23 protein-coding genes are annotated in these 23,276 nt (G+C 55.6%); 15 read left to right on the top strand and 8 right to left on the bottom strand.

Annotated features, from left to right (window positions below; translation table 11 throughout):
- Positions 1-6: 6 nt before the first annotated feature.
- Both SK58_RS14930 and xthA read right to left on the bottom strand, forming a co-directional pair.
- Positions 7-690: a TVP38/TMEM64 family protein gene (locus SK58_RS14930; protein ID WP_039271056.1), complete on the bottom strand. Its 684-nt coding sequence runs from the start codon at positions 688-690 to the stop codon at positions 7-9.
- A 6-nt stretch (positions 691-696) separates the two neighbouring features.
- Complete coding sequence (xthA, locus tag SK58_RS14925; protein WP_015570756.1) at positions 697-1,503, bottom strand: exodeoxyribonuclease III; 807 nt, start codon at positions 1,501-1,503, stop codon at positions 697-699.
- Positions 1,504-1,936: 433 nt separating this feature from the next.
- Between xthA and SK58_RS14920 the strand changes: the two genes are divergently transcribed.
- From SK58_RS14920 to ves, 7 genes are all read left to right on the top strand, one after another.
- Positions 1,937-3,157 (top strand): succinylornithine/acetylornithine transaminase, encoded by a 1,221-nt coding sequence (locus tag SK58_RS14920; protein WP_017693600.1) that lies wholly within the window; start codon positions 1,937-1,939, stop codon positions 3,155-3,157.
- A complete protein-coding gene (gene astA, locus SK58_RS14915) occupies positions 3,154-4,188 on the top strand; it encodes an arginine N-succinyltransferase (RefSeq protein ID WP_015570755.1) in 1,035 nt (344 codons plus the stop codon). Before SK58_RS14920 ends, astA begins: the two co-directional genes overlap by 4 nt.
- Positions 4,185-5,672: a succinylglutamate-semialdehyde dehydrogenase gene (gene astD, locus SK58_RS14910; RefSeq protein ID WP_048220165.1), complete on the top strand. Its 1,488-nt coding sequence runs from the start codon at positions 4,185-4,187 to the stop codon at positions 5,670-5,672. The genes astA and astD overlap by 4 nt, the downstream gene beginning before the upstream one ends.
- Positions 5,659-6,984: an N-succinylarginine dihydrolase gene (astB, locus tag SK58_RS14905; protein ID WP_048220164.1), complete on the top strand. Its 1,326-nt coding sequence runs from the start codon at positions 5,659-5,661 to the stop codon at positions 6,982-6,984. Before astD ends, astB begins: the two co-directional genes overlap by 14 nt.
- Positions 6,985-6,993: 9 nt before the next feature.
- Positions 6,994-7,959: a succinylglutamate desuccinylase gene (gene astE, locus SK58_RS14900; RefSeq protein ID WP_048220163.1), complete on the top strand. Its 966-nt coding sequence runs from the start codon at positions 6,994-6,996 to the stop codon at positions 7,957-7,959.
- Between the two features lie 337 nt (positions 7,960-8,296).
- On the top strand, positions 8,297-8,791 hold the full coding sequence (gene spy / locus SK58_RS14895) for an ATP-independent periplasmic protein-refolding chaperone Spy (RefSeq protein WP_015570753.1): 495 nt from the start codon (positions 8,297-8,299) through the stop codon (positions 8,789-8,791).
- A gap of 167 nt (positions 8,792-8,958) precedes the next feature.
- Positions 8,959-9,516, top strand: a complete 558-nt coding sequence (gene ves, locus SK58_RS14890) for an environmental stress-induced protein Ves (RefSeq protein ID WP_017384666.1) — start codon at positions 8,959-8,961, stop codon at positions 9,514-9,516.
- Here ves and cho read toward each other — a convergent pair.
- Entirely contained in the window at positions 9,494-10,372 is an 879-nt protein-coding gene (cho, locus tag SK58_RS14885; protein WP_063136382.1) for an excinuclease Cho, read from the bottom strand. The two genes, ves and cho, sit on opposite strands and share 23 nt — an antisense overlap.
- Positions 10,373-10,487: 115 nt before the next feature.
- Complete coding sequence (gene nadE / locus SK58_RS14880) at positions 10,488-11,315, bottom strand: ammonia-dependent NAD(+) synthetase (protein WP_003857837.1); 828 nt, start codon at positions 11,313-11,315, stop codon at positions 10,488-10,490.
- Positions 11,316-11,546: 231 nt separating this feature from the next.
- Between nadE and osmE the strand changes: the two genes are divergently transcribed.
- The 7 genes from osmE to chbG all read left to right on the top strand — a co-directional run bounded on the left by osmE (position 11,547) and on the right by chbG (position 17,398).
- Entirely contained in the window at positions 11,547-11,891 is a 345-nt protein-coding gene (osmE, locus tag SK58_RS14875) for an osmotically-inducible lipoprotein OsmE (RefSeq protein WP_003857836.1), read from the top strand.
- Positions 11,892-12,172: 281 nt separating this feature from the next.
- Positions 12,173-12,490 carry a PTS N,N'-diacetylchitobiose transporter subunit IIB gene (gene chbB / locus SK58_RS14870; RefSeq protein ID WP_015570750.1) on the top strand — a complete coding sequence of 106 codons (318 nt, stop codon included), beginning with the start codon at positions 12,173-12,175 and terminating at the stop codon, positions 12,488-12,490.
- Between the two features lie 80 nt (positions 12,491-12,570).
- Complete coding sequence (chbC, locus tag SK58_RS14865) at positions 12,571-13,929, top strand: PTS N,N'-diacetylchitobiose transporter subunit IIC (RefSeq protein ID WP_048220162.1); 1,359 nt, start codon at positions 12,571-12,573, stop codon at positions 13,927-13,929.
- Positions 13,930-13,976: 47 nt separating this feature from the next.
- Positions 13,977-14,324: a PTS N,N'-diacetylchitobiose transporter subunit IIA gene (gene chbA / locus SK58_RS14860; protein WP_003857835.1), complete on the top strand. Its 348-nt coding sequence runs from the start codon at positions 13,977-13,979 to the stop codon at positions 14,322-14,324.
- Positions 14,325-14,353: 29 nt separating this feature from the next.
- Entirely contained in the window at positions 14,354-15,172 is an 819-nt protein-coding gene (gene chbR, locus SK58_RS14855) for a transcriptional regulator ChbR (RefSeq protein WP_017384663.1), read from the top strand.
- Positions 15,173-15,281: 109 nt separating this feature from the next.
- Positions 15,282-16,637, top strand: a complete 1,356-nt coding sequence (locus tag SK58_RS14850; protein WP_039271046.1) for a 6-phospho-beta-glucosidase — start codon at positions 15,282-15,284, stop codon at positions 16,635-16,637.
- 11 nt (positions 16,638-16,648) lie between these two features.
- Complete coding sequence (gene chbG, locus SK58_RS14845) at positions 16,649-17,398, top strand: chitin disaccharide deacetylase (RefSeq protein ID WP_017693595.1); 750 nt, start codon at positions 16,649-16,651, stop codon at positions 17,396-17,398.
- Positions 17,399-17,512: 114 nt separating this feature from the next.
- On the opposite strand, the gene katE is transcribed toward chbG, so the two are convergent.
- A complete protein-coding gene (gene katE / locus SK58_RS14840; RefSeq protein WP_017384660.1) occupies positions 17,513-19,762 on the bottom strand; it encodes a catalase HPII in 2,250 nt (749 codons plus the stop codon).
- A gap of 187 nt (positions 19,763-19,949) precedes the next feature.
- Here katE and cedA point away from each other — a divergent pair, with 187 nt between their 5' ends.
- Entirely contained in the window at positions 19,950-20,204 is a 255-nt protein-coding gene (gene cedA, locus SK58_RS14835; protein ID WP_071524159.1) for a cell division activator CedA, read from the top strand.
- Positions 20,205-20,252: 48 nt separating this feature from the next.
- On the opposite strand, the gene tcyP is transcribed toward cedA, so the two are convergent.
- From tcyP to kduD, 3 genes are all read right to left on the bottom strand, one after another.
- Positions 20,253-21,644 carry a cystine/sulfocysteine:cation symporter gene (gene tcyP, locus SK58_RS14830; protein ID WP_047637417.1) on the bottom strand — a complete coding sequence of 464 codons (1,392 nt, stop codon included), beginning with the start codon at positions 21,642-21,644 and terminating at the stop codon, positions 20,253-20,255.
- 127 nt (positions 21,645-21,771) lie between these two features.
- Positions 21,772-22,362, bottom strand: a complete 591-nt coding sequence (locus SK58_RS14825) for a metal-dependent hydrolase (protein WP_015570742.1) — start codon at positions 22,360-22,362, stop codon at positions 21,772-21,774.
- Positions 22,363-22,457: 95 nt separating this feature from the next.
- The gene (gene kduD / locus SK58_RS14820; protein WP_017384658.1) at positions 22,458-23,219 is read right to left on the bottom strand and encodes a 2-dehydro-3-deoxy-D-gluconate 5-dehydrogenase KduD; all 762 of its coding nucleotides are present in this window, start codon (positions 23,217-23,219) and stop codon (positions 22,458-22,460) included.
- Positions 23,220-23,276: the final 57 nt, after the last annotated feature.

Here is a 23,276-nt window from a genome sequence, read left to right as displayed (position 1 = left end):
AATGCCTCACTTTTTAATCGAAGGGATGTAACGGGAAAACAGCCAGCGAGTGACCAGCGGTAATAACCCTAATAGTGTAAAGGCGAACAGCAGTCCCGGCGACAGAATATCGCGCAGCGAGGTGAGTTTCCCCAGCTCGCGTCCGGCGTTCAGATAAATGACGGTGGCAGGTAGCATTGCAAGCTGGCTGACCCACCAGTAGTGACGCACCCTGAGACGGGTTAGCCCCATCAGCAAATTGACCAGAAAGAACGGGAACAACGGCATCAGGCGCAGGGCAAAAAGGTAGCGTGCGCCGTCGCGATCCATCCCCGCATCTATCGTGCTCATCTGTGCGGCAAAGCGCCGTTGCACCCAGTCGCGCAGCAGATAACGGCTGACGAGCATGGCAAGCGTGGCGCCGAGCGTCGAGGCAAATGACACCAACAGCGTCGCCTCCCACAGGCTGAAAAGCGCCCCGCCGAGCAGCGTCAGAAGCGCGGCTCCGGGGATCGACAGCGCGGAGAGCAGAACGTAAACCGCAAAATAGATCAGCGCGCTCTGAAGAGGCGCCTGCTCCACACGATCGATCAACGTTTGCTGGTGCATTTTTAGCGTGTCGAGGGAGAGCATGCCTGGAGGAAGCAAAACAACGGTCAAAACAAATGCGCCCAAAAGGGCGCACAGGAGACTGATTTTTTTAATATTCACTGAAGTTTACAGCTTGAACGTTGCCCATACCGGCGCATGGTCGGACGGTTTTTCCATGCTGCGGATGTCATAGTCGATACCGGTTTCGATGCAGCGTTCGGCCAGGGGGGCGCTCGCCAGCAGCAGATCAATACGCAGGCCCCGGTTGTCATCGAAGCCTTTAGAGCGATAGTCAAACCACGAGAAGCGATCCTGCGTCGCCGGGTTAGCCGTGCGGAAAGTATCCACCAGCCCCCAACCCAGCAGGCGCTCCATCCACTCGCGCTCCTCCGGCAGGAAAGAGCATTTGCCGGTGCGCAGCCAGCGCTTACGGTTCTCTTCGCCAATACCGATATCCAGATCCGTCGGGCTGATATTCATGTCGCCCATGATCAGCACCGGGTTTTCTTTTTTGAGTTCGGTTGTCAGGTAGTTTTGCAGATCCTGATAAAACTTCGCTTTGGCCGGGAATTTGGTTTCATGATCGCGGCTTTCACCCTGCGGGAAATAGCCGTTGATGACGGTCACATTGCCGAGCGCGGAAGGAATTTCCGCCATGATGATGCGGCGTTGCGCCTCTTCATCGTCACCCGGGAAGCCACGACGCACCGACACCGGCGTATCTTTGGTCAGCAGCGCAACGCCGTAGTGGCCTTTCTGACCGTGGTAAAAAACGTTATAGCCCAGCTTCGCTACCTCTTCGAGCGGGAACATATCGTCGTGAACTTTTGTCTCCTGCAAGCCGATCACATCTGGCTGATGTTGCTCAACAATCGCTTCAAGCTGGTGAGGGCGGGCACGCAGGCCGTTGATATTAAAAGAGACAAATTTCATAGTCGCTGCCAATGCAAGGTGAATAGTGCAAGGATGGTAGCAGAATTTACGTCGTCTGTTATCCGCTTCGCCCAATTACTGCGACAGATAATGCCGACGGTGCAATATTTGCACCATTTCGGCGCGTTTTGCCCTCGAACAGGGCGTAAAGGGCCGATAAATTTCGCGAGCGATCACAATTCCAGAATTATATTTGGCCTCTGCATACTCTTTCTTGTTTTCATGCGGTAAAGCGCCGCTTGTCGTAATAATATTCACTATTTATGCATTAACAGTGAATAACTCCATATTGTAACTCATTGATATTCTGTTACCCCAACCCGTTTATGCATTTTTATCGCTGGCTGGCACGAACGCTGCAATCTACATTCACAGTGCAAACACTCAATTATTTAACATTTAAACAACCTTTTATTTACCGGATGAGGTCGCTATGTCTCTGTCAGTTACGCGTGAAAATTTCGATGAATGGATGATGCCGGTATACGCTCCGGCGGCTTTTATTCCGGTACGTGGGGAAGGCTCTCGCCTGTGGGATCAGCAGGGCAAAGAGTATATCGACTTTGCGGGTGGGATTGCGGTGAATGCGCTGGGGCATGCAAACCCGGCGCTGCGGCAGGCGCTGAATGACCAGGCGGCGAAATTCTGGCATACCGGCAACGGTTATACCAACGAACCGGCATTGCGTCTGGCGAAGAAGCTGATCGACGCCACTTTCGCAGAAAAAGTCTTTTTCTGTAACTCCGGCGCGGAAGCGAACGAAGCGGCGCTGAAGCTGGCGCGCAAATATGCGCACGATAAATTCGGCGCGCACAAGAGCGGCATCGTAGCCTTTAAAAATGCCTTCCATGGCCGCACGCTGTTTACCGTCAGCGCGGGTGGTCAGCCCTCATATTCTCAGGATTTTGCGCCGCTGCCGCCGGATATCCGGCATGCGGCGTATAACGATTTACACTCTGCCAGCGAGCTGATTGACGACACCACCTGTGCGTTGATTGTCGAGCCCATGCAGGGGGAAGGCGGCGTCATGCCCGCCCAGAAAGCGTTCCTGCAAGGGCTGCGCGAGCTGTGCGATCGGCATAACGCGGTCCTGATTTTTGACGAAGTCCAGACCGGCGTGGGCCGCACGGGTGAGCTGTACGCCTACATGCACTATGGCGTGACCCCGGATGTGCTCTCAACAGCCAAAGCGCTCGGCGGCGGTTTCCCGGTGGGGGCGATGCTGACCACCGATAAATTCGCCAGCGTGATGACCGTGGGCACCCATGGCACCACATACGGCGGCAACCCGCTGGCAACCGCTGTCGCCGGACAGGTGCTGGATATCATCAACACCCCTGAGGTGCTGAACGGCGTGAAGCAGCGTCACCAGTGGTTTGTTGAGCGCCTTACTGCCATCAATAACCAGACCGGCTTGTTCAAAGAGATCCGCGGTCTGGGGCTGTTAATAGGCTGTGAACTTGCCCCTGAGTTTGCCGGCAAAGCGAAGCTGATTTCACAGGAAGCGGCAAAGCAGGGCGTAATGGTGCTGATTGCCGGTGCTAACGTGGTGCGGTTTGCCCCTGCGCTGATCGTCAGCGAGGAAGAGGTCAGAACCGGGTTAGATCGTTTTGCGCTGGCCTGCGAACAGGTGAAGTCCGGGGTGTCATCATGATGGTCATCCGTCCCGTTGCGCACGGCGATCTCGCCGGGCTTATGCAGCTTGCCGGTAAGACAGGGGGCGGGCTAACCTCGCTGCCTGCCGATGAAAAAACGCTGTCGGCGCGCATCGAGCGCGCCCTGCAAACCTGGCAGGGGACGTTGCCAAAAAGCGAACAGGGCTATGTGTTCGTGCTGGAAGATACCGACACGGGAACCGTGGCGGGGATTTGCGCCATCGAGGTGGCCGTCGGGCTTAACGATCCGTGGTACAACTACCGCGTCGGCACGATGGTCCACGCCTCGAAAGAGCTGAACGTTTACAACGCGCTGCCGACGCTCTTCCTCTGTAATGACCATACCGGCGCCAGCGAACTCTGCACCCTGTTTCTCGATCCGGACTGGCGCAAAGAGGGCAACGGTTATCTGCTCTCCAAATCGCGCTTTATGTTTATGGCCGCCTTTCGCGACCGCTTCAACGAAAAAGTGGTCGCGGAGATGCGCGGCGTGATTGATGAGACGGGCTATTCGCCGTTCTGGGAGAGTCTGGGCGAACGCTTCTTCTCCATGGAATTTAGCCGGGCGGATTACCTGTGCGGTACCGGTCAGAAGGCGTTTATCGCCGAGCTGATGCCGAAGCATCCTATTTATACCCATTTCTTAACGCCTGAAGCGCAGGCGGTGATCGGCGAAGTTCACCCGCAAACCGCCCCGGCCCGCGCAGTGCTGGAGAAAGAGGGATTTCGCTACCGTAACTACGTCGACATCTTCGACGGCGGCCCGACGCTGGAATGCGACATTGACCGCGTTCGCGCCATCCGTAAAAGCCGCCTGGTTGAGGTTTCAGAAGGCCAGCCCGCGCCGGGCGAGTGGCCAGCCTGCCTGGTCTCGAACGAGAATTACACCAACTTCCGCGCCATGCTGGTGCGAACCAACCCAACATGCGAGCGTCTGGTACTGACGGCTGCGCAACTGGATGCCCTGAAATGTAACGCTGGCGACACGGTTCGCCTGGTGCGGCTCTGCCCTGAGGAGAAAACAGCATGACTCTATGGATTAACGGTGACTGGGTAACGGGCGAAGGTGACGCGCGGACAAAAACTAACCCGGTCGGTCAGGAGGTGCTCTGGTCGGGGAACGACGCCAGCGCCGGGCAGGTTGAGCAGGCCTGCCAGGCTGCACGCCGCGCGTTTCCGGCATGGGCGAAACGGCCATTCTCCGAGCGCCAGGCGCTGGTTGAGAAATTTGCTGCGCTGCTGGAGGCCAATAAAGCCGAGCTGACCCGCATCATTGCCTGCGAAACCAGCAAGCCGCGCTGGGAGGCAACAACCGAAGTCACGGCGATGATCAACAAAATCGCGATATCGGTGAAGGCGTACCATACCCGCACCGGCGAGCAGCATACCGAGATGCCAGACGGCGCCGCCACGCTGCGCCACCGTCCGCACGGGGTGCTGGCGGTGTTTGGCCCGTATAACTTCCCCGGACATCTGCCGAACGGGCACATTGTGCCTGCGCTGCTGGCGGGGAATACCGTCATCTTCAAGCCGAGTGAGTTAACCCCCTTAACCGGAGAAGCAGTCATAAAACTCTGGGAGCAGGCGGGGCTGCCGCCGGGGGTGGTGAATCTGGTGCAGGGCGGGCGTGAAACAGGTCAGGCGCTGAGTGCGCTGAGCGACATTGACGGTCTGCTGTTCACCGGCAGTGCCGGAACGGGCTATCAGCTGCATCGTCAGCTGGCGGGGCAGCCGGAAAAAATTCTGGCGCTGGAGATGGGCGGCAACAACCCGCTGATTGTGGAAGATCCGGATGATATCGATGCCGCGGTCCATCTGACCATTCAGTCGGCGTTTATTACCGCCGGACAGCGCTGTACCTGCGCCCGCCGCCTGCTGGTTAAACGCGGCGCGCAGGGGGATGCGTTCGTGAAGCGTCTGGTGGAGGTGAGCGCGCGTCTGGTTCCCGCGAAATGGGATGCCGAGCCGCAGCCGTTTATCGGCGGGCTGATCTCCGCGCAGGCGGCGCTGAACGTGCTGAAAGCGTGGCAGGAGCACGTGGCGCGTGGGGCGAAAACCCTGCTGGAGCCGAAACAGGTAATGCCGGGCACGTCGCTGCTGACGCCGGGGATTATTGAGATGAGTGCGACGAGCCACGTGCCGGATGAAGAGGTCTTTGGCCCGCTGCTGTGCGTCTGGCGCTATGACGATTTTGAGTCGGCGATCGAGATGGCCAACAACACCCGCTACGGCCTGTCGAGCGGCCTGATATCGCCGCATCGCGAGAAATTCGAACAACTGCTGCTGGAAGCGCGCGCCGGGATCGTGAACTGGAACAAACCGCTGACCGGTGCGGCGAGCACCGCGCCGTTTGGTGGCGTAGGGGCGTCGGGCAACCATCGCGCCAGCGCCTGGTATGCCGCCGATTACTGCGCGTGGCCGATGGCAAGCCTGGAAACCCCGGCGCTGACGCTGCCGGAGACGCTGAATCCGGGGCTGGATTTTACAGAGGGTGACGCCCATGAAAGCGCGTGAGGTTAACTTTGACGGCCTCGTGGGGCTGACGCACCACTATGCCGGGCTGTCGTTCGGTAATGAAGCCTCGACGAAGCACCGTTTCCAGGTCTCGAACCCGAAGCTGGCGGCGAAGCAGGGTCTGTTGAAAATGAAGGCGCTGTCCGATGCCGGTTTCCCGCAGGCGGTGATCCCGCCTCAGGAGCGACCAAACGTGGACGTGCTGCGCCAGCTGGGGTTCAGCGGTACGGATGAACAGGTGGTGGAAAAAGCAGGCACGCAGACGCCACACCTGCTTTCGGCGGCCAGTTCAGCCTCCTCGATGTGGGTGGCGAATGCCGCCACCGTTGCGCCGTCGGCGGATACGCTGGACGGCAAAGTGCATCTGACCGTTGCTAACCTGAACAACAAATTCCACCGCGCCAGCGAAGCGGAGACCACCGGGCGCGTGCTGCGCGCCATTTTTAATCATGAAGCGCATTTCGAGGTGCATTCGGCGCTGCCGCAGGTCGCGATGTTTGGCGATGAAGGGGCGGCAAACCACAACCGTCTGGGCGGCGACTATGGCGAGCCGGGTTTGCAGCTGTTTATCTATGGACGGGAAGAGGGCGGCCACGCCGCGCCGGTTCGTTATCCGGCGAGACAAACTTTAGCCGCAAGCCAGGCGGTTGCGCGCCTGAACCAGGTTAATCCTTCTCAGGTGATTTTTGCCCAGCAAAATCCGCAGGTGATCGACCAGGGCGTGTTTCATAACGACGTCATTGCCGTTTCCAACCGTCAGGTGCTGTTCTGCCACGAGCAGGCGTTTGCCCATCAGGAAAAGTTGCTGGCCACGCTGCGCGAACGCGTGCCGGGATTTATGCCGATTCAGGTGCCCACGCAGGCGGTAAGCGTGCAGGATGCGGTCGAAACGTATCTGTTCAACAGCCAGCTGCTGAGCCGGGATGATGGCAGCATGATGCTGGTGCTGCCGCAGGAGTCCCGCAACCATCAGGGCGTCTGGCGCTATCTGAGCGAACTGGTGCAGGCGGATAACCCGATTGATGAACTGCGCGTGTTTGATCTGCGGGAAAGTATGGCCAACGGCGGGGGACCGGCGTGCCTGCGACTGCGCGTGGTGTTAACGCCGGAGGAGATGCAGGCCGTGAATCCGGCGGTAATGATGAACGACACGCTGTTCAATACCCTCAATGACTGGGTGGACCGCTATTATCGCGACCGTCTAGTTCAGGCCGATCTGGTTGATCCGCATCTGCTGCGCGAAGGCCGCGAGGCGCTGGATGCATTATCGACCATCCTGCAACTGGGATCGGTTTATCCGTTCCAGCGCTAAGGAGACGATATGGAAAACTTACTGGCGCTGACGCTGGCCGAAGAGACACCGGAGCGGCACGAGGGGGAAGGCCCCTCGTTCCACTGGCGATGGCTGGGGCGGGGCGTGCTTGAACTGACGCCGACGGGGGAATATGACCTGTCGCTGCTGCTTTCGACCGGCATTCACGGAAACGAAACCGCACCCGTGGAGATTGTCGATCTTTTGCTGCGCGCGCTGTTTCGCGCTGAGATCACGCTGCACTGCCGTCTGCTGGTGGTGCTGGGAAATCCGCCTGCGCTGGCGCAAAATAAACGGTATCTCGTGAGCGACATCAACCGCATGTTTGGTGGTCGCTGGGCGCAGTTTCCACAGAGTGATGAGACGACACGCGCGCAATGGCTGGAGAAGGTGGTTACGGCGTTTTTTGCCGGGGCGGGGGAAACGCGCTGGCACCTCGATCTGCATACGGCCATTCGCGCCTCGTACCACGTGCGTTTTGGCGTGTTACCGCAGCGTCATCAGCCGTGGGATGAGGCGTTTCTGACCTGGCTTGGCGACGCGGGGCTGGAGGCGCTGGTTTTCCACCAGACGCCAGGCGGCACGTTTACCCACTTCACCTGCGAGAATGTTGGCGCGTTATCCTGCACCCTGGAGCTGGGAAAAGCGCTGCCGTTCGGGCAAAACGACCTGACGCGTTTTGCCCCTACGCATCAGGCGCTTCGGGCGTTGCTTGCCGGGGTTGCGCCGGAACCCTCCCGGGAACCCGTTGTGCGCTATCGGGTCGTGCAGCAGATCACGCGTCAAAGCGAGGCTTTCCAGCTACATATGGCGCCCCATACGCTGAACTTTACGCCGTTTCGCCAGGGCGTCCTGCTGGCGGAAGATGGTGAGACGCGCTATGCGGTACAGAAATCCACGGAATATGTTTTATTTCCTAATCCGTCGGTCGCGTTTGGTTTGCGAGCTGGCCTGATGCTGGAAAAAATGCCCTGATCGTCTCCCCTCGCGCAGACCGGAGGGGAAATGAAGAATAAATTTCTTAGCGTTAAAAGCGCTCTGGTATTGTTTGCGGAATATTCCTGGAGAATTGCTTTATTATTAAACGACACTTCGCTATACTTCTCCATAATCTCTTTAAAATCATCCTGTTGAATATTTTTGTTTCATCTCTCCACGCTTTTTCCTTAATTTCTCCACAATTGGCGAAAAGTTGTTTTTTACACTTTCATTGTTTTACCGTTGCTCTGACTAATTGACGATAAACCCCGTAAAGTTAATCTCGTCAACACGGCATAGCGCCGAAGAATAACTGAAAGTAAGGAAAGACATTATGCGTAAATTAACTGCACTGTTTGTTGCCTCTACCCTGGCTCTGGGCGCTACCAGCATGGCGTTCGCCGCCGATACCGCGACCACTACCGCCGCGCCGACGGAAGGCAAAATGATGATGCATCATAAAGGCAAGCCGGGTATGCACCATGAGATGATGATGTTTAAAGATCTGAACCTCACCGATGCGCAGAAGCAGCAGATCCGCGACATCATGAAAAGCCAGCGTGACCAGATGAAACGTCCTCCGCTGGAAGAGCGCCGCGCAATGCATGACATCATTGCCAGCGACAGCTTCGATAAAGCAAAAGCGGAAGCGCAGATCGACAAAATGGCCGAGCAGCATAAAGCGCGCATGCTGGCCCACATGGAAACTCAGAACAAGATTTACAACATTCTGACGCCGGAACAGAAAAAGCAATTTAATGCCAATTTTGAGAAGCGTCTGACAGAACGTGCAGCGCCGGAAGGTAAAATGCCTGCACCAACCGAATAATCGGTTCACTCTCTTAAGACCGCCGGGCTCCTGTCTACAAAAGCGAAAACGCTGTGGACAGGACCGGCGGTTTTTCTTTTATCCCATCCCTAAGGTCTGGCCTGACTGCTGCCGATAATACGTCTGTGAAAATGCCCTGGCGCACGGTGCGTCCTTCAGGAGTGGTCATGGAATTCTTTGATATCCGTAAAATGCCGGTCAGTCTCTGGCGTAATGGTGCGGGTGAGACGCGTGAGATTTGCTGTTTTCCTCCCGCGACGCGGGATTTTTTCTGGCGGGCCAGTATTGCCTCCATCGCCAGTAACGGCGAATTTTCCGCATTCCCGGGCGTTGACCGGGTGATTACGCTGCTGGAGGGCGGCGAGGTGACCCTGGATGCAGGCAGGGCGTTTTGTCATACCCTGAAGCATCATCAGCCTTACCGATTTGCGGGCGATCTGGCGGTGAAAGCCGTGCTCACTGAGGGGCAGATGTCGATGGACTTCAACATCATGACCCGACGGGACTGCTGTCAGGCAAAGGTGCGCGTTGCTACCCGGACGTTCACTACCTTCGCTTCACGCGGTGGGGTGGCCTTCGTATTAAGTGGCGCCTGGCAACTGGGCGACAAATTACTGACCGCCGATCAGGGCGCCAGCTGGGAAGCGGGCAGTCATACCCTCCGTTTACTGGAAACGAAGGGGTCGCTGCTGTTCAGTGAAATTACCTGGCTGCCGGGTCATTGAGGACGATGATCTCATATTTTCCGGTTAACAGTGGCTTGCAGAGAATTTTGTAACCATCCTGATCGAACCCGGCAGGGGTGCGCAGCAGGGCGGTAGCGTCATCCAGATTTTCAACGGCGCCAAGCCAGAGCCAGTTGCGGATGATGTGATAGTGCGTCATCCCATCGCGGGTTTCTTTCAGCGCCACCGCGCCTTCCCACGGCCAGCAGTTAACGCTGATAGAGGCCAGGCCAGCCATAAACCGGGCATGATGTTCTTCAACGCTCTCTTTTCCACAGCACGCCCCGGCGCAGCGTTTCAGCGCGGAGCGGAAACAGGCGCGACCGCGGGTGGTGGCTTCCAGTCCTAACAGGCCGTAACAAAGCTGTAATTCATCAGCCAGGGATTGCAGGGTTTGCAGTGCGGCACGTTTATTGGCAAACAGACCGTAAAGATTGGGTTCATGCGAAAAATCCACTTCCCGGGCATAAACGACCTGCGGTTTTCCTGCGTTAATCTGCAAGGAACACAGCTGGCGGTTGCGGCGCAGGCGTTTGTTAAACAGCGGCTGCTGTTCCTTGATGAGCCGGGCTTCGAGCAGAAGCGCGCCCAGTTCGCCTGCCGTCTCGATCCAGGTGATCCGCCGGGACTGCCTGAGCATCGATGCTTCATCCGGCGTACGCAGGTGCGACATCACCCGGCTGCGGATATTCACGCTTTTGCCGATATAGAGCGGCATGGTGTCGCTGTCGCCGTGGAAGAAATAGACGCCAGGCTGTTTAGGCAGTGCCTCAAGCCAGGGGCGAAGATGCTCGGGATATTCGTAGATAGCCGCCGCTTCGAACTCAAGACGCGGGGCGGATTGACGCCTGCTCACATACTGCTCCATATACTGTTCAGGCATACAGTGTAGCAGGTGTTTGGTGGTTAAAAAAGAGCCGGGTGGCGGCTACGCCTTACCCGGCCTGCAAAGCGGAGTTACCGTTTTGCTTTTACTTTTTCCAGAAATCATCAAACACCGTAATGGGCGGACGGCGCTTATGCTCGGTTTTCAGATACCAGCCTTCGATAATTTTAGCGGTACCTTCGTCGAGCGTTTTGCCTTCCAGATAATCATCGATGTTGTCATACGTAACGCCCAGCGCCGCTTCATCCGGCAGGGAAGGGCGATCGTCCTCCAGGTCCGCCGTTGGCGCCTTCTTATACAGGTGCTCCGGGCAGCCCAACGCCGCCAGCAGTTGCTTACCCTGACGCTTGTTCAGGCGGAAGAGGGGGTTGATATCCGTGCCGCCATCGCCGTATTTGGTGAAGAAGCCGGTGATGGCTTCCGCGGCGTGGTCAGTGCCGACGACGACCCCTTTGGTCATCCCTGCGATACTGTACTGCGCTTTCATGCGCTCACGGGCTTTCTCGTTGCCGCGGACAAAATCGCTCAGTTCAATACCGGCTTCACGCAGGGCCTGCTCGCTGGCCAGTACCGAACCTTTGATGTTTACGGTAAGAACACGGTCCGGCTGAATAAACGCAATCGCATCCTGACAGTCCTGCTCGTCGGCTTGCACGCCATACGGCAGACGTACGGCAATAAATTGCAGCGCGGTGTCACCGGTCTCGTCACGCAGCTCGGAGATGGCCATCTGGCTCAGCTTACCGGCCAGAGTGGAATCCTGACCGCCGCTGATGCCCAGCACCAGCGTCTTCAGGAAAGGGTGTGCAGACAGGTAAGCTTTCAAAAAATCAACGCTACGACGGATCTCTTCATTGGCATCAATCGCAGGTTTCGCGCCCAGCGCCTGAATAATTTCTTGTTGCAGAGCCATTACGCCCTCCCTATGCAGAACCAAACAGAAAGTGTGATCTGTTAAAACTAACCCTTTGTCGGGGAAACGACAAGGATCACAGTTTTGAGTGTACTGTTTTACAGCGATTTAGCAGCTTACCGTTGTTTTATTAGAATTTTCCGAAATTCGTCTGGCGTAACTCGCAAAGTTGAACAATAGTAATTTTTATCCCATGCTTAGTTAACACGCTGATAAACAAGAGGACGGAATATGAACAAGAACGTAGCAGGAATTTTAAGCGCAGCGGCGGTACTGACTATGCTGGCAGGGTGTACAGCTTACGATCGCACTAAAGATCAGTTCACACAGCCAGTGGTAAAAGACGTCAAAAAAGGCATGACGCGTTCCCAGGTTGCAGCCATTGCCGGTAAACCTTCTTCAGAAGTCACTATGATCCACGCGCGTGGTACCTGCCAGACCTATATTCTGGGTCAACGTGATGGTAAGGCAGAGACCTATTTTGTCGCCCTGGATGATACGGGTCACGTGATCAATTCTGGTTACCAGACCTGTGCCGAATACGACACCGACCCACAGGCACCTAAGGCACAGTAAGCCTGCTTGCCTGAGAGCGTTAACAAACCGGCCGGAAGGCCGGTTTTTTTATGCATACGTGAATCTTATTTCTTGGCGCGAATTATTTGCCTGAAATGTGAAGGTAGTCAACAAGCCAGGTCAATGAGAGACAATTTCAGTCTATCCAGAATTATCCCCTCCCTGTACCATTGCGTATACTCACTTCAACGACAAACAATGTTCAGCACACTGCCCGTCAGCCAGGATAGCGAGTCGAGTGATAGCGAGACGGCGGGTAGCCAAACAAGAGGGAAGTTATCATGGAAAAGAAACATATCTATCTGTTTTGCTCTGCGGGCATGTCCACTTCGCTGCTGGTTTCCAAAATGCGCGCGCAGGCCGAAAAATATGAAGTCCCTGTGGTGATTGAGGCGTTTCCGGAAACGCTGGCGGGCGAGAAGGGTCAGACAGCCGACGTTATTTTACTCGGGCCGCAAATCGCTTATATGCTGCCAGAAATTCAGCGTCTGCTACCCAATAAGCCGGTCGAAGTGATCGATTCCGTTTTATACGGCAAGATTGATGGTTTAGGTGTATTAAAAGCTGCCGTTGCGGCGATTAAAAAAGCTGCTAATTAATTTTTTATTTTTCCCGTCAAAGAGTTATTTCACACACAATACGCCGTAACGGTCGTTGCGGCATTTAAGGGTATTTTCCTATGAGTAAAGTCATCGCTTCACTTGAAAAGGTACTCCTTCCTTTTGCTGTTAAAATAGGAAAGCAGCCTCACGTTAATGCCATTAAGAACGGCTTTATTAAATTAATGCCGTTGACATTAGCCGGGGCAATGTTCGTTTTAATTAACAACGTTTTTCTGAGCTTTGGAGAAGGTTCCTTTTTTTATTCATTAGGAATTAGGTTAGATGCTTCAACTATTGAAACCCTTAATGGTTTAAAAGCCATTGGCGGCAACGTATACAACGGTACGTTGGGTATTATGTCGCTAATGGCGCCTTTCTTTATCGGAATGGCGCTGGCGGAAGAGCGTAAAGTGGATCCGCTGGCGGCAGGCTTACTGTCCATTGCCGCGTTCATGACCGTCACACCGTACAGCGTGGGTGACGCTTACGCCGTTGGCGCCAACTGGCTGGGTGGGGCAAACATCATTTCCGGTATTATTATCGGGCTGGTGGTGGCCGAAATGTTCACCTTCATTATTCGCCGTAACTGGGTTATCCGCTTGCCGGATAGCGTTCCGGCCTCCGTTTCTCGTTCATTTTCCGCGTTGATTCCGGGCTTCATTATTCTCTCCATCATGGGGATTATTGCCTGGGCGCTCTCTCACTGGGGCACAAACTTCCACCAGATCATTATGGACTCTGTCTCAACGCCGCTGGCGTCGATGGGTAGCGTGGTCGGTTGGGCGTATGTCATCTTTACCTCCCTGCTGTGGTTCTTCGGCGTGCATGGTTCACTGGCACTGGCGGCGCTGGACAGCGGTATTATGACCCCATGGGCACTGGAAAACGTCGCGCTTTACCAGCAGTACGGCTCCGTCGATGCGGCGCTGGCGGCCGGTAAAACCTTCCATGTGTGGGCGAAGCCGATGCTTGACTCCTATATCTTCCTGGGCGGTACCGGGGCGACGTTGGGTCTGATCATCGCGGTCTTTATTGTCTCTCGCCGCGCCGACCATCGTCAGGTTGCGAAGCTGGCCCTGCCGTCAGGCATCTTCCAGATTAACGAGCCGATCCTGTTTGGTCTGCCAATTATCATGAACCCGGTGATGTTCATTCCCTTCATCCTGGTTCAGCCGCTGCTGGCCGCGATTACGCTGACGGCGTACTACCTGGGCATTATCCCGCCGGTGACCAACATTGCGCCGTGGACGATGCCGGCTGGTCTGGGCGCGTTCTTCAACACCAACGGTAGCGTGGCGGCCTTCCTGCTGGCGATATTCAACCTCGGGATTGCAACCCTGCTCTACATGCCGTTCGTGGCGATTGCGAACAAGGCCGCAACGGTTATCGATGAAGAAGAGAGCGAAGAGGATATCGCCCTCGCACTGAAATTCTAAAATTGCACGGCGCGGGGCAACTCGCGCCAGCGGAAAGGAGCTTAAAGATGTTAGATTTAGAGAGTATCGTTGCCGAAGAAACCGCAGAGAACGATCTGGAAGAGGTGGTGATGGGCCTCATCATCAACTCCGGGCAGGCACGCAGCCTGGCGTATGCGGCGCTTAAGCAGGCTAAGCAGGGCGACTTCGTTGCCGCGAAAACCATGATGGAGCAGTCCCGTACAGCGTTAAACGAAGCGCATCTGGTGCAGACGAAGCTCATCGAAAGCGACCAGGGCGAAGGGAAGATGAAAGTGAGTCTGGTGCTGGTACATGCGCAGGATCATCTGATGACCTCCATGCTGGCACGCGAGCTGGTCGCGGAGCTCATCGAGCTTCACGAGAAGATGCAATAAGTCAGTTGAAGTAGCAGGAGGTCAGCACGATGGAAATCAAAACCGCACATGAGCAACAGCTGTTTAATGGCAAAAATTTTCACGTGGTGATTTACAACAAAACGGAGAGCGCCAGCGGTCTGCACCAGCATGACTACTACGAGTTCACGATTGTTCTGACCGGCCGCTACTATCAGGAGATCAACGGTAAGCGCGTCCTGCTTGAGCGTGGCGATTTCGTCTTCCTGCCAATGGGATCTTATCACCAGAGCTTTTATGAGTTTGGTGCGACACGCATTCTGAACGTAGGGGTGAGCAGGCGTTTCTTCGAGAAGCACTATCTGCCGCTGGTGCCGTTCTGCTTTGTGGCGTCACAGGTGTATCGCGTTAAAAATGAGTTTATGACCTGGATTGAAACGGTTATCGCCTCGCTGAATTTCCGCGACAATGAATTTGATGAATTTATTGAAACCGTGACGTTCTACGTCATGAATCGCCTCCGCCATCACCGTGAAGAACAGCAGGTGGTGGATGATATTCCTCAGTGGCTGCGCAGTACCGTGGAGCTGATGCACGATAAAGGACAGTTCAGCGATAACGCCCTGGAGAATATGGTGGCGCTGTCGGGTAAATCGCAGGAATATTTGACGCGCGCCACGCAGCGTTATTACCGTAAAACGCCTGTGCAAATCATTAATGAAATCCGCATTAACTTTGCCAAAAAACAGCTGGAAATTACTAACTACTCTGTCACCGATATCGCTTACGAATCGGGTTACAGCAGCCCCAGCCTGTTTATTAAAACCTTTAAAAAATTGACTTCATTCACACCGAACAGTTACCGCAAAAATTTAACGGTAATTAATTAACTTTCGGCGGTTTATCCGCCAGGAACAGTGACGTAATGGCTTGCCCAAATAGCGGGAAGAGTACGCTATACCTTGCAGGCGATTAACCTGATACGCTAAGGGAGATATTATGCAACAGAAATTAAAAGTCGTAACCATTGGTGGCGGCAGCAGCTATACCCCGGAATTACTTGAAGGTTTCCTGAAACGGTATCATGAATTACCGGTCAGCGAATTATGGCTGGTGGATGTTGAAGAAGGTCAGGAGAAGCTGAATATTATTTTTGAACTGTGCAAACGCATGGTTGAAAAAGCGGGCGTGCCCTTAACCGTGCATAAAACGCTGGATCGCCGCCTGGCACTGAAAGATGCTGACTTCGTGACCACGCAGCTGCGCGTCGGCCAGCTGAAGGCGCGTGAGCTGGACGAGCGCATTCCGCTGAGCCACGGTTATCTGGGCCAGGAAACCAACGGGGCAGGTGGCCTGTTTAAAGGCCTGCGTACTATTCCGGTCATTTTTGACATCATTAAAGACGTGGAGGAGATCTGCCCGAACGCCTGGGTGATCAACTTTACCAACCCGGCCGGGATGGTCACCGAGGCAGTCTATCGCCACACCGGTTTCAAACGCTTTATCGGCGTCTGCAATATTCCGATTGGCATGAAGATGTTCATCCGCGATGTACTGGAACTGAGCGATAACGATGATCTCTCCATTGATCTGTTCGGCCTGAATCACATGGTCTTTATCAAAGATGTGATAGTGAACGGGCAATCGCGCTTTGCGGAACTGCTCGACGGCGTCGCCTCTGGTCGCCTGACCGCGGCCTCGGTGAAAAACATTTTCGATCTGCCGTTCAGCGAAGGGCTGATCCGCTCCCTGAATCTGCTGCCGTGCTCGTATCTGCTCTACTACTTTAAGCAGAAAGAGATGCTGGCCATTGAAATGGGCGAATACTACAAAGGTGGCGCACGCGCTCAGGTTGTACAGAAAGTAGAGAAGCAGCTTTTTGATTTGTATAGAGATCCGAACCTGAACGTCAAACCGAAAGAGCTGGAGCAGCGCGGCGGGGCATACTATTCGGATGCCGCGTGTGAAGTGATTAACGCCATTTACAATGACAAGCAGGCCGAGCACTATGTGAACGTTCCCCATCATGGGCACATCGACAATATCCCGGCAGACTGGGCCGTTGAGATGACCTGCATTCTTGGGCGCGAGGGTGCAAAACCGCATCCCCGCATTACCCACTTCGATGATAAGGTGATGGGCCTGATTCACACCATCAAAGGCTTTGAAGTGGCGGCGAGCAATGCGGCCCTGAGCGGCGAACTGAATGACGTGCTGCTGGCGCTGAACCTCAGCCCGCTGGTGCATTCTGACCGTGACGCTGAAAAACTCGCGAGTGAGATGATCCTGGCGCATGAAAAATGGCTGCCAAACTTTGCTGCAACGGTTGAGAAACTGAAACTCACACACCGTTAAGAGGAGGCGCGATGGAAAACCTGCTGATCGTCAATGCCGATGATTTTGGCCTGTCAAAAGGGCAGAACTACGGCATTATTGAAGCCTGTCGCCGGGGCGTCGTGACCTCTACAACAGCGCTCATCAACGGTGAGGCGGTGGAACATGCGGCGCAGTTAAGCCGTGAGCTGCCCGAGCTGGGCGTGGGCATGCACTTTGTGCTGACGCTTGGGTTGCCCCTTTCGCCAATGCCGGGCCTGACGCGCGACGGCCAGCTGGGGAAATGGATTTGGGAAATGGCGGAGCAGGACGCTCTGCCGCTCGATGAGATTGCCCGCGAGCTGGATTGCCAGTTTAACCGCTTTGTGGATGTGTTTGGCCGCGAGCCTACCCATATTGACAGCCATCATCATGTGCATATGATCCCGGCGATTTTCCCGCTTGTGGCAGAGTTTGCGCAACGTAAAGGCGTGGCGATGCGCGTGGATCGTGAGGTGCGCGGGTTGCCGGACGTCGCGGTGACGTCAACGGAGGGGTTCAGCAGCGCATTTTATGGCGACGAGATCGACGAAGCGCTGTTCCTGAAGGTGCTGGATGAGTCCGCCGCGAAAGGGGAGCGCTCGCTTGAGGTAATGGCGCACCCGGCGTTTGTCGATAACATCGTACGTAAGAGCGCCTATTGCTGGCCGCGTCTGGCGGAACTGGATGTGCTGACGTCGGCGTCGTTGAAGTACGCGATTGCCGAGCGTGGGTATCGTCTGGGGACGTTCAGGGATCTTTGAGATAAAGCCCGGTGGCGAGGTAAAAGCAAAACGGTAACCTTTTGGTTACCGTTTTATTGTTTTCTCCCTCTCCCGAGGGAGAGGGCTTCAGACCGCACAACCGGGTATGGTTTTTTACGCCGGTATCTGGTCAATCTTACTGCTGCGCGACCACACGCGGTGGGCGGCAAGCAGGTCAAACAACCGGGTCATAAACGCATCGTCAATGTTATCACCTTCGACAATGCCTTCTTCCCCTTGATCCGGTACCTTCAGCAGAGATTTAAACTTCCGCGCATCGCCTGCCAGGGCGATTGGCTTCAGGTGCTTATAGGCTTCCAGCAGATAATAGGCGGCATCACCGTTACCGAGCAGGCTCTCAACGTCGCCGCACGGCATAATCACCGCGTCAACCGTCAGCGACGGTGCCCCGGCGAAGGTCGCGGCAATTGGCAGGACAGAGCCATCGTCGGCTGTCACTTCACCCATGCGGGAGTAAAGCAGTTTGGCATGTACGCCCTGGGTTTTGAGCGCCTTCATGATCCCCAGCACGTCGCTGGCGCGCGGTTTATCATTCAGCAGGATAGCCACTACGCGGCCTTTAATTGACCCGCCAGGTACCGCGTACAGGCTCAGGGACGGATCCTTCTTCAGCCCGTTCACGTCTTTTGGCGGTGCGGCATGGCATTGCTCGTCAGTCAGCGTGATGCCGAGATTATTCGCCACGCCCTGAGCAAGCTGGATATCAATATGCGCCAGATGGTCGACCACGCGCTCGCGAATGTAGGTACGCACCACTTTGCTCAGCTCAAAGCTGAAACCGCCGATAATGTGCTGCTGTTCAATCGGGGTCTGGCTGTTCCAGAACAGGCGAGGCTGAGCGTAATATTCGCCGAATGACGGGCTGCGCTCGCGAATTTTTGTTCCGTCCACGCGCTCCTGATACGACTCAAATCCGCCACGTTTTGGCCCCGGCGGGGTTTCACGCGGCCAGTTATCGTTAATGGAGTTTGGCTCGTAGTTCGCCGGGTTGGTATCGATATCCTGGCGATGCATCCCGTCACGCTGGAAGTTATGGTACGGGCAGGTCGGACGGTTGATAGGAATTTCGTGGAAGTTCGGTCCACCGAGACGGCTGATCTGCGTATCGGTGTAAGAGAACAGACGGCCCTGTAGCAGCGGATCGTTGGTGAAATCCAGCCCCGGCACAATATGCCCCGGGTGGAACGCAGCCTGCTCATTCTCCGCGAAGAAGTTATCCGGGTTGCGGTTAAGCACCATTTTGCCCACCAGCTGAACCGGCACCAGCTCTTCAGGAATAAGCTTGGTCGGGTCGAGCAGGTCGAAGTCGAATTTGAACTCGTCCTCTTCCGGGATCAGCTGTAACCCCAGCTCGTATTCCGGGAAATCACCGGCTTCAATGGATTCCCACAGTTCGCGACGGTGGAAGTCCGGATCGCGCCCGGTCAGCTTCTGTGCTTCATCCCACACCAGGGATGCTTTCCCCGCGACCGGTTTCCAGTGGAAACGCACAAACGTCGCTTTACCTTCAGCGTTAATCAGACGGAAGGTATGAATACCAAACCCTTCCATGGTGCGATAGCTGCGTGGGATCCCCCGGTCAGACATCGCCCACATCACATTGTGAAGGGTTTCCGGTTGCAGGGAGACGTAGTCCCAGAAGGTGTCATGCGCACTTTGTCCCTGCGGTATGGCCCAGTGTGGCTCTGGTTTTACCGCATGGACAAAGTCAGGGAATTTATGCGCATCCTGAATGAAGAAAACCGGGGTGTTATTCCCGACGAGGTCGAAAATGCCCTCTTCGGTATAGAATTTGGTGGCGAAGCCGCGGATATCACGCACCGTATCGGCCGAACCCGCGCCGCCCTGTACGGTAGAGAAGCGCACAAATACCGGTGTGATTTTGTTCGGATCGGAAAGGAAATCCGCCTTCGTGATCGCCTTCAGGCTCTTGTACGGCTGGAAATAGCCGTGCGCCGCGGAGCCGCGAGCGTGAACGATACGCTCAGGAATACGCTCATGGTCGAAATGGGTGATTTTTTCCCGCAGGATGAAATCTTCCAGCAGCGTCGGGCCGCGCGTTCCGGCGCGCAGGGAGTTCTGGTCATCGGCGATACGCACGCCCTGATTGGTGGTCAGCGCATAGCCTTCACCCCCTTTGCGGTGCGGGTCGAGAGATTTTAACTTCTCGTTATCCGCATCGGGCGACTTCACGCTTCCCGGTGCAGTAGGTTGCTCGCCCGGCGCGGACAGGCCCGGCGACGGTTTATGAGAGCCATCCGCAGGGGCGAGTGAGTCCATTCCCGGTTGAGATTCTTCGGTGCCATGAATAGGGGCTTGATGTGGTTTATCATTGTTCGACATTGCACGATTCTCCTTTGTTCGTTCCTGAAAACCCTATTAAGGATAGAACAATGTGATGAATTAGCAGGCGAACTAAGCGTTTTCAGATAAGTGATTAGCGAAAGGAGCCATCTGCCTCACGTCAGGCGCGACGGGTGGGGGGAGAATCGGCTATGATAGAAATTTCCTGCTTTAAGAATTTGCTTTAGTGAACCCGTCGCTTATGAAACCTCTTCGTCAACAAAACCGCCAGGTTATTAGCTATGTGCCCCGCGTTGAACCTGCGCCGCCTGACCATGCCCTGAAAGTGGATGGTTTTCGCGATGTCTGGATGTTACGGGGTAAATACGTTGCCTTCGTGCTGATTGGCGAGCACTTCCGTCGCTCCCCTGCGTTTACGGTGCCGGAATCGGCGCAGCGATGGGCTGTGCAGACCCGCCAGGATGAAGAGGTTGAAGAATAACAGCCATAAAAAAACCGCCCGCAGGCGGTTTTTTTATTTCAGCCGTGATTAACGATGGGCCAGTTCCGCATCTTCTTCGCTGTCGAGAATCGTTTTGTCGGTCTGCTTCAGCCACTGGCTGGTCAGGGTACCGGCGGTCATTGAGCCACTCACGTTCAGGGCGGTACGCCCCATATCGATCAGCGGTTCAACAGAGATCAGCAGGGCAACCAGCGTCACCGGCAGTCCCAGCGCAGGCAGAACGATCAGCGCAGCGAAGGTCGCGCCGCCGCCCACGCCCGCAACACCGGCGGAGCTAATGGTCACGATACCCACCAGCGTCGCAATCCAGACCGGATCCAGCGGGTTAATCCCCACGGTTGGGGCAACCATCACGGCCAGCATCGCCGGGTAGAGACCCGCACAGCCGTTCTGCCCGATGGTGGCGCCAAAGGAGGCCGAGAAGCTGGCGATAGACTCCGGTACGCCCAGACGACGGGTCTGTGCTTCCACGTTCAGCGGGATAGATGCCGCGCTGGAACGGCTGGTGAAGGCGAAGGTCAGCACCGGCCAGACTTTGCGGAAATATTTCAGCGGGCTAACGCCGTTCACGCCCAGCAGGATACCGTGCACCACAAACATAATGCCCAGCCCCAGATAAGAGGCGATCACAAAGCTGCCAAGCTTGATGATGTCTTGCAGGTTAGAGCCTGCCACGACTTTGGTCATCAGCGCCAGGACACCGTACGGCGTCAGCTGCATGACCAGACGCACCAGCTTCATCACCCAGCTTTGCAGGGTATCGATGGCTGTCAGAACGCGCTCGCCTTTCGGCGCATCGTCCTTCAGCAGCTTGAGCGCAGCCACGCCCAGGAATGCCGCGAAGATCACCACGCTGATAATGGAGGTTGGGCTTGCACCGGTCAGGTCAGCGAACGGGTTCTTCGGAATGAAGGAGAGCACCATCTGCGGAACGGTCAGATCGGCCACTTTACCCACGTAGTTGGTCTCAATCGCCGTCAGACGCGCGGTTTCAGCGCTACCCTGCACCAGACCTTCAGCAGTCAGGCCAAACAGATTGGTTACCAGCACACCCACCAGCGCCGCAATCAGCGTGGTGAAGAGCAGGGTACCAATGGTCAGGAAACTGATTTTACCCAGTTGAGAGGCATTATGCAGGCGGGCTACGGCGCTCAGAATAGAGGCGAATACCAGCGGCATAACGATCATTTGCAGCAGCTGTACATAGCCGTTACCGACAATGTTGAACCACTGAATAGAATCTTTCAGTACCGGGCTATCGGAGCCGTAAATGGCGTGTAAGGCCAGGCCAAACACCACGCCCATGACCAGACCGACCAGTACCTTTTTCGCCAGGCTCCACTGTTTGTGGCGAGCCTGGGCGAGAAGCAATAGCAATACGCCGAACACAACAATGTTCGCGATGAGTGGAAAATTCATCCCCGTTCTCCTGATTTATTATACGGTCGGTTTTTACCGAACCTGTTGGCGCAAGGTTATCAGAAGTGTGATGTCGCGCTTATATCCATATGGAATGGTTTATGACAAAAGTGATTATATTGTCGGTTTAATGTTCAATCTGGTGATTAATAAAACGATTGAACTGAAATTGTAGCGAGTTGATCATTTGCGATGACCAGCGCACTGCACCATTTTCGGGCAATGTCTGCGGCATCCACACGGCATACGCAAACAGCGCCATACACAGAACGCGCTCCAGCTGGTTGCCTTTTTGCGGCACGAGGATTGGCAGACGGAAACGCCAGCGGCAGGGCCAGAGCAGCGGTACACCTGCTGGCGTCAGCATATCGGCGAGGATATGGCTTAAGTAGCCGAGCACCATGCCCTGAATGGCATCCGCCGGGACGATCCAGCTCTCCGGAACCTTCAAATAGAAGAGTGTAAGCAGGCCAAATACGGCCAGCAGGCTGTGGGTAAACCCGCGATGACCAAAGGCTCTGGCGATGGGTTTTGAAATCCACTTCAGCCGCTGGCCAAGGAATGACTTTGGATGATCTATGTCCGGCAGCAGGCAGGTCAGCACGGCGGAAGGGACAATATGCCACCAGTCCCCCTGTGCCAGCACAGGGGTCAGTTCAGCGTTTTTGGCAAACACTGCACAGGCAAGTGAAAAAAGCAGGTGGCCTTCCGCCGTCATGATAAAACCCGGTAAACTGTCGATTCATACAGTATAGGGTTTTTATACAGTGTGTGAAAGAGGTGACGGTGTAACTCTTTGTCACAAACGCACGGTTAGCGCGCCAGCCAGCCACCGTCTACGGCGAGGGTATGGCCGTTAACGTAATCAGAGGCCGACGAGGCCAGGAACACCACCGGACCCTGTAGATCCTCCGGCAGACCCCAGCGACCCGCCGGAATACGGTCGAGGATCGCCTGGCTGCGCTGCTCATCATCGCGAAGCTGCCGGGTGTTATTGGTCGCCATATAACCCGGCGCAATAGCATTCACATTAATGCCCAGCGTTGCCCATTCGTTCGCCAGCAGGCGGGTGAGGCCCAGCACGCCGCTTTTGGACGCTGTATAGGAGGGCACCCGGATGCCGCCCTGGAAGGAGAGCATGGAGGCAATGTTAATAATCTTGCCGCCCTGACCCTGCGCGATAAACTGTTTCGCCACTGCCTGAGAGAGGAAAAAGACCGATTTCAGATTGAGATCGATGACCTCGTCCCAGTCCTTCTCGCTAAATTCCAGCGCATCGGCACGGCGGATGGTGCCGGCATTGTTAACCAGAATATCGATGCGGCCCATCTCAGCGACTGCGGTATCCACCACGCTCTGAATACTCTCCTGCTTGCCAAGATCGGCGCGAATCGCGATAAAGCGTCGACCCAGCGCCGTAACGCGCGCTGCCGTTTCGTCAGGAACCTTGCGGTTAACCCCCACGATATCGCATCCTGCCTGGGCGAGGGCAATGGCCATACCTTGCCCCAGACCGGTATCGCACCCGGTCACCATCGCCACTTTTCCTGCCAGAGTAAAAGCATCCAGTATCATACGCGCCTCAGAAGTCAGGTTATTGTCATTCTGCACGTAAGAATAGGAGTCTGGAAT

It is taken from the genome of Enterobacter sp. BIDMC93 (assembly GCF_001037805.1).
Classification (GTDB): Bacteria; Pseudomonadota; Gammaproteobacteria; order Enterobacterales; family Enterobacteriaceae; genus Enterobacter; species Enterobacter hormaechei_C.
This window is presented reverse-complemented; position numbering and strand designations above follow the sequence as displayed.

Bases quoted from the DNA above. Each gene is read 5' to 3' on its own strand.
- xthA (WP_015570756.1), bottom strand. From the start codon at position 1,503: ATGAAATTTGTCTCTTTTAATATCAACGGCCTGCGTGCCCGCCCTCAC.
- SK58_RS14920 (WP_017693600.1), top strand. From the start codon at position 1,937: ATGTCTCTGTCAGTTACGCGTGAAAATTTCGATGAATGGATGATGCCG.
- astA (WP_015570755.1), top strand. From the start codon at position 3,154: ATGATGGTCATCCGTCCCGTTGCGCACGGCGATCTCGCCGGGCTTATG.
- astD (WP_048220165.1), top strand. From the start codon at position 4,185: ATGACTCTATGGATTAACGGTGACTGGGTAACGGGCGAAGGTGACGCG.
- astB (WP_048220164.1), top strand. From the start codon at position 5,659: ATGAAAGCGCGTGAGGTTAACTTTGACGGCCTCGTGGGGCTGACGCAC.
- astE (WP_048220163.1), top strand. From the start codon at position 6,994: ATGGAAAACTTACTGGCGCTGACGCTGGCCGAAGAGACACCGGAGCGG.
- spy (WP_015570753.1), top strand. From the start codon at position 8,297: ATGCGTAAATTAACTGCACTGTTTGTTGCCTCTACCCTGGCTCTGGGC.
- ves (WP_017384666.1), top strand. From the start codon at position 8,959: ATGGAATTCTTTGATATCCGTAAAATGCCGGTCAGTCTCTGGCGTAAT.
- nadE (WP_003857837.1), bottom strand. From the start codon at position 11,315: ATGGCTCTGCAACAAGAAATTATTCAGGCGCTGGGCGCGAAACCTGCG.
- osmE (WP_003857836.1), top strand. From the start codon at position 11,547: ATGAACAAGAACGTAGCAGGAATTTTAAGCGCAGCGGCGGTACTGACT.
- chbB (WP_015570750.1), top strand. From the start codon at position 12,173: ATGGAAAAGAAACATATCTATCTGTTTTGCTCTGCGGGCATGTCCACT.
- chbC (WP_048220162.1), top strand. From the start codon at position 12,571: ATGAGTAAAGTCATCGCTTCACTTGAAAAGGTACTCCTTCCTTTTGCT.
- chbA (WP_003857835.1), top strand. From the start codon at position 13,977: ATGTTAGATTTAGAGAGTATCGTTGCCGAAGAAACCGCAGAGAACGAT.
- chbR (WP_017384663.1), top strand. From the start codon at position 14,354: ATGGAAATCAAAACCGCACATGAGCAACAGCTGTTTAATGGCAAAAAT.
- SK58_RS14850 (WP_039271046.1), top strand. From the start codon at position 15,282: ATGCAACAGAAATTAAAAGTCGTAACCATTGGTGGCGGCAGCAGCTAT.
- chbG (WP_017693595.1), top strand. From the start codon at position 16,649: ATGGAAAACCTGCTGATCGTCAATGCCGATGATTTTGGCCTGTCAAAA.
- katE (WP_017384660.1), bottom strand. From the start codon at position 19,762: ATGTCGAACAATGATAAACCACATCAAGCCCCTATTCATGGCACCGAA.
- tcyP (WP_047637417.1), bottom strand. From the start codon at position 21,644: ATGAATTTTCCACTCATCGCGAACATTGTTGTGTTCGGCGTATTGCTA.
- SK58_RS14825 (WP_015570742.1), bottom strand. From the start codon at position 22,362: ATGACGGCGGAAGGCCACCTGCTTTTTTCACTTGCCTGTGCAGTGTTT.
- kduD (WP_017384658.1), bottom strand. From the start codon at position 23,219: ATGATACTGGATGCTTTTACTCTGGCAGGAAAAGTGGCGATGGTGACC.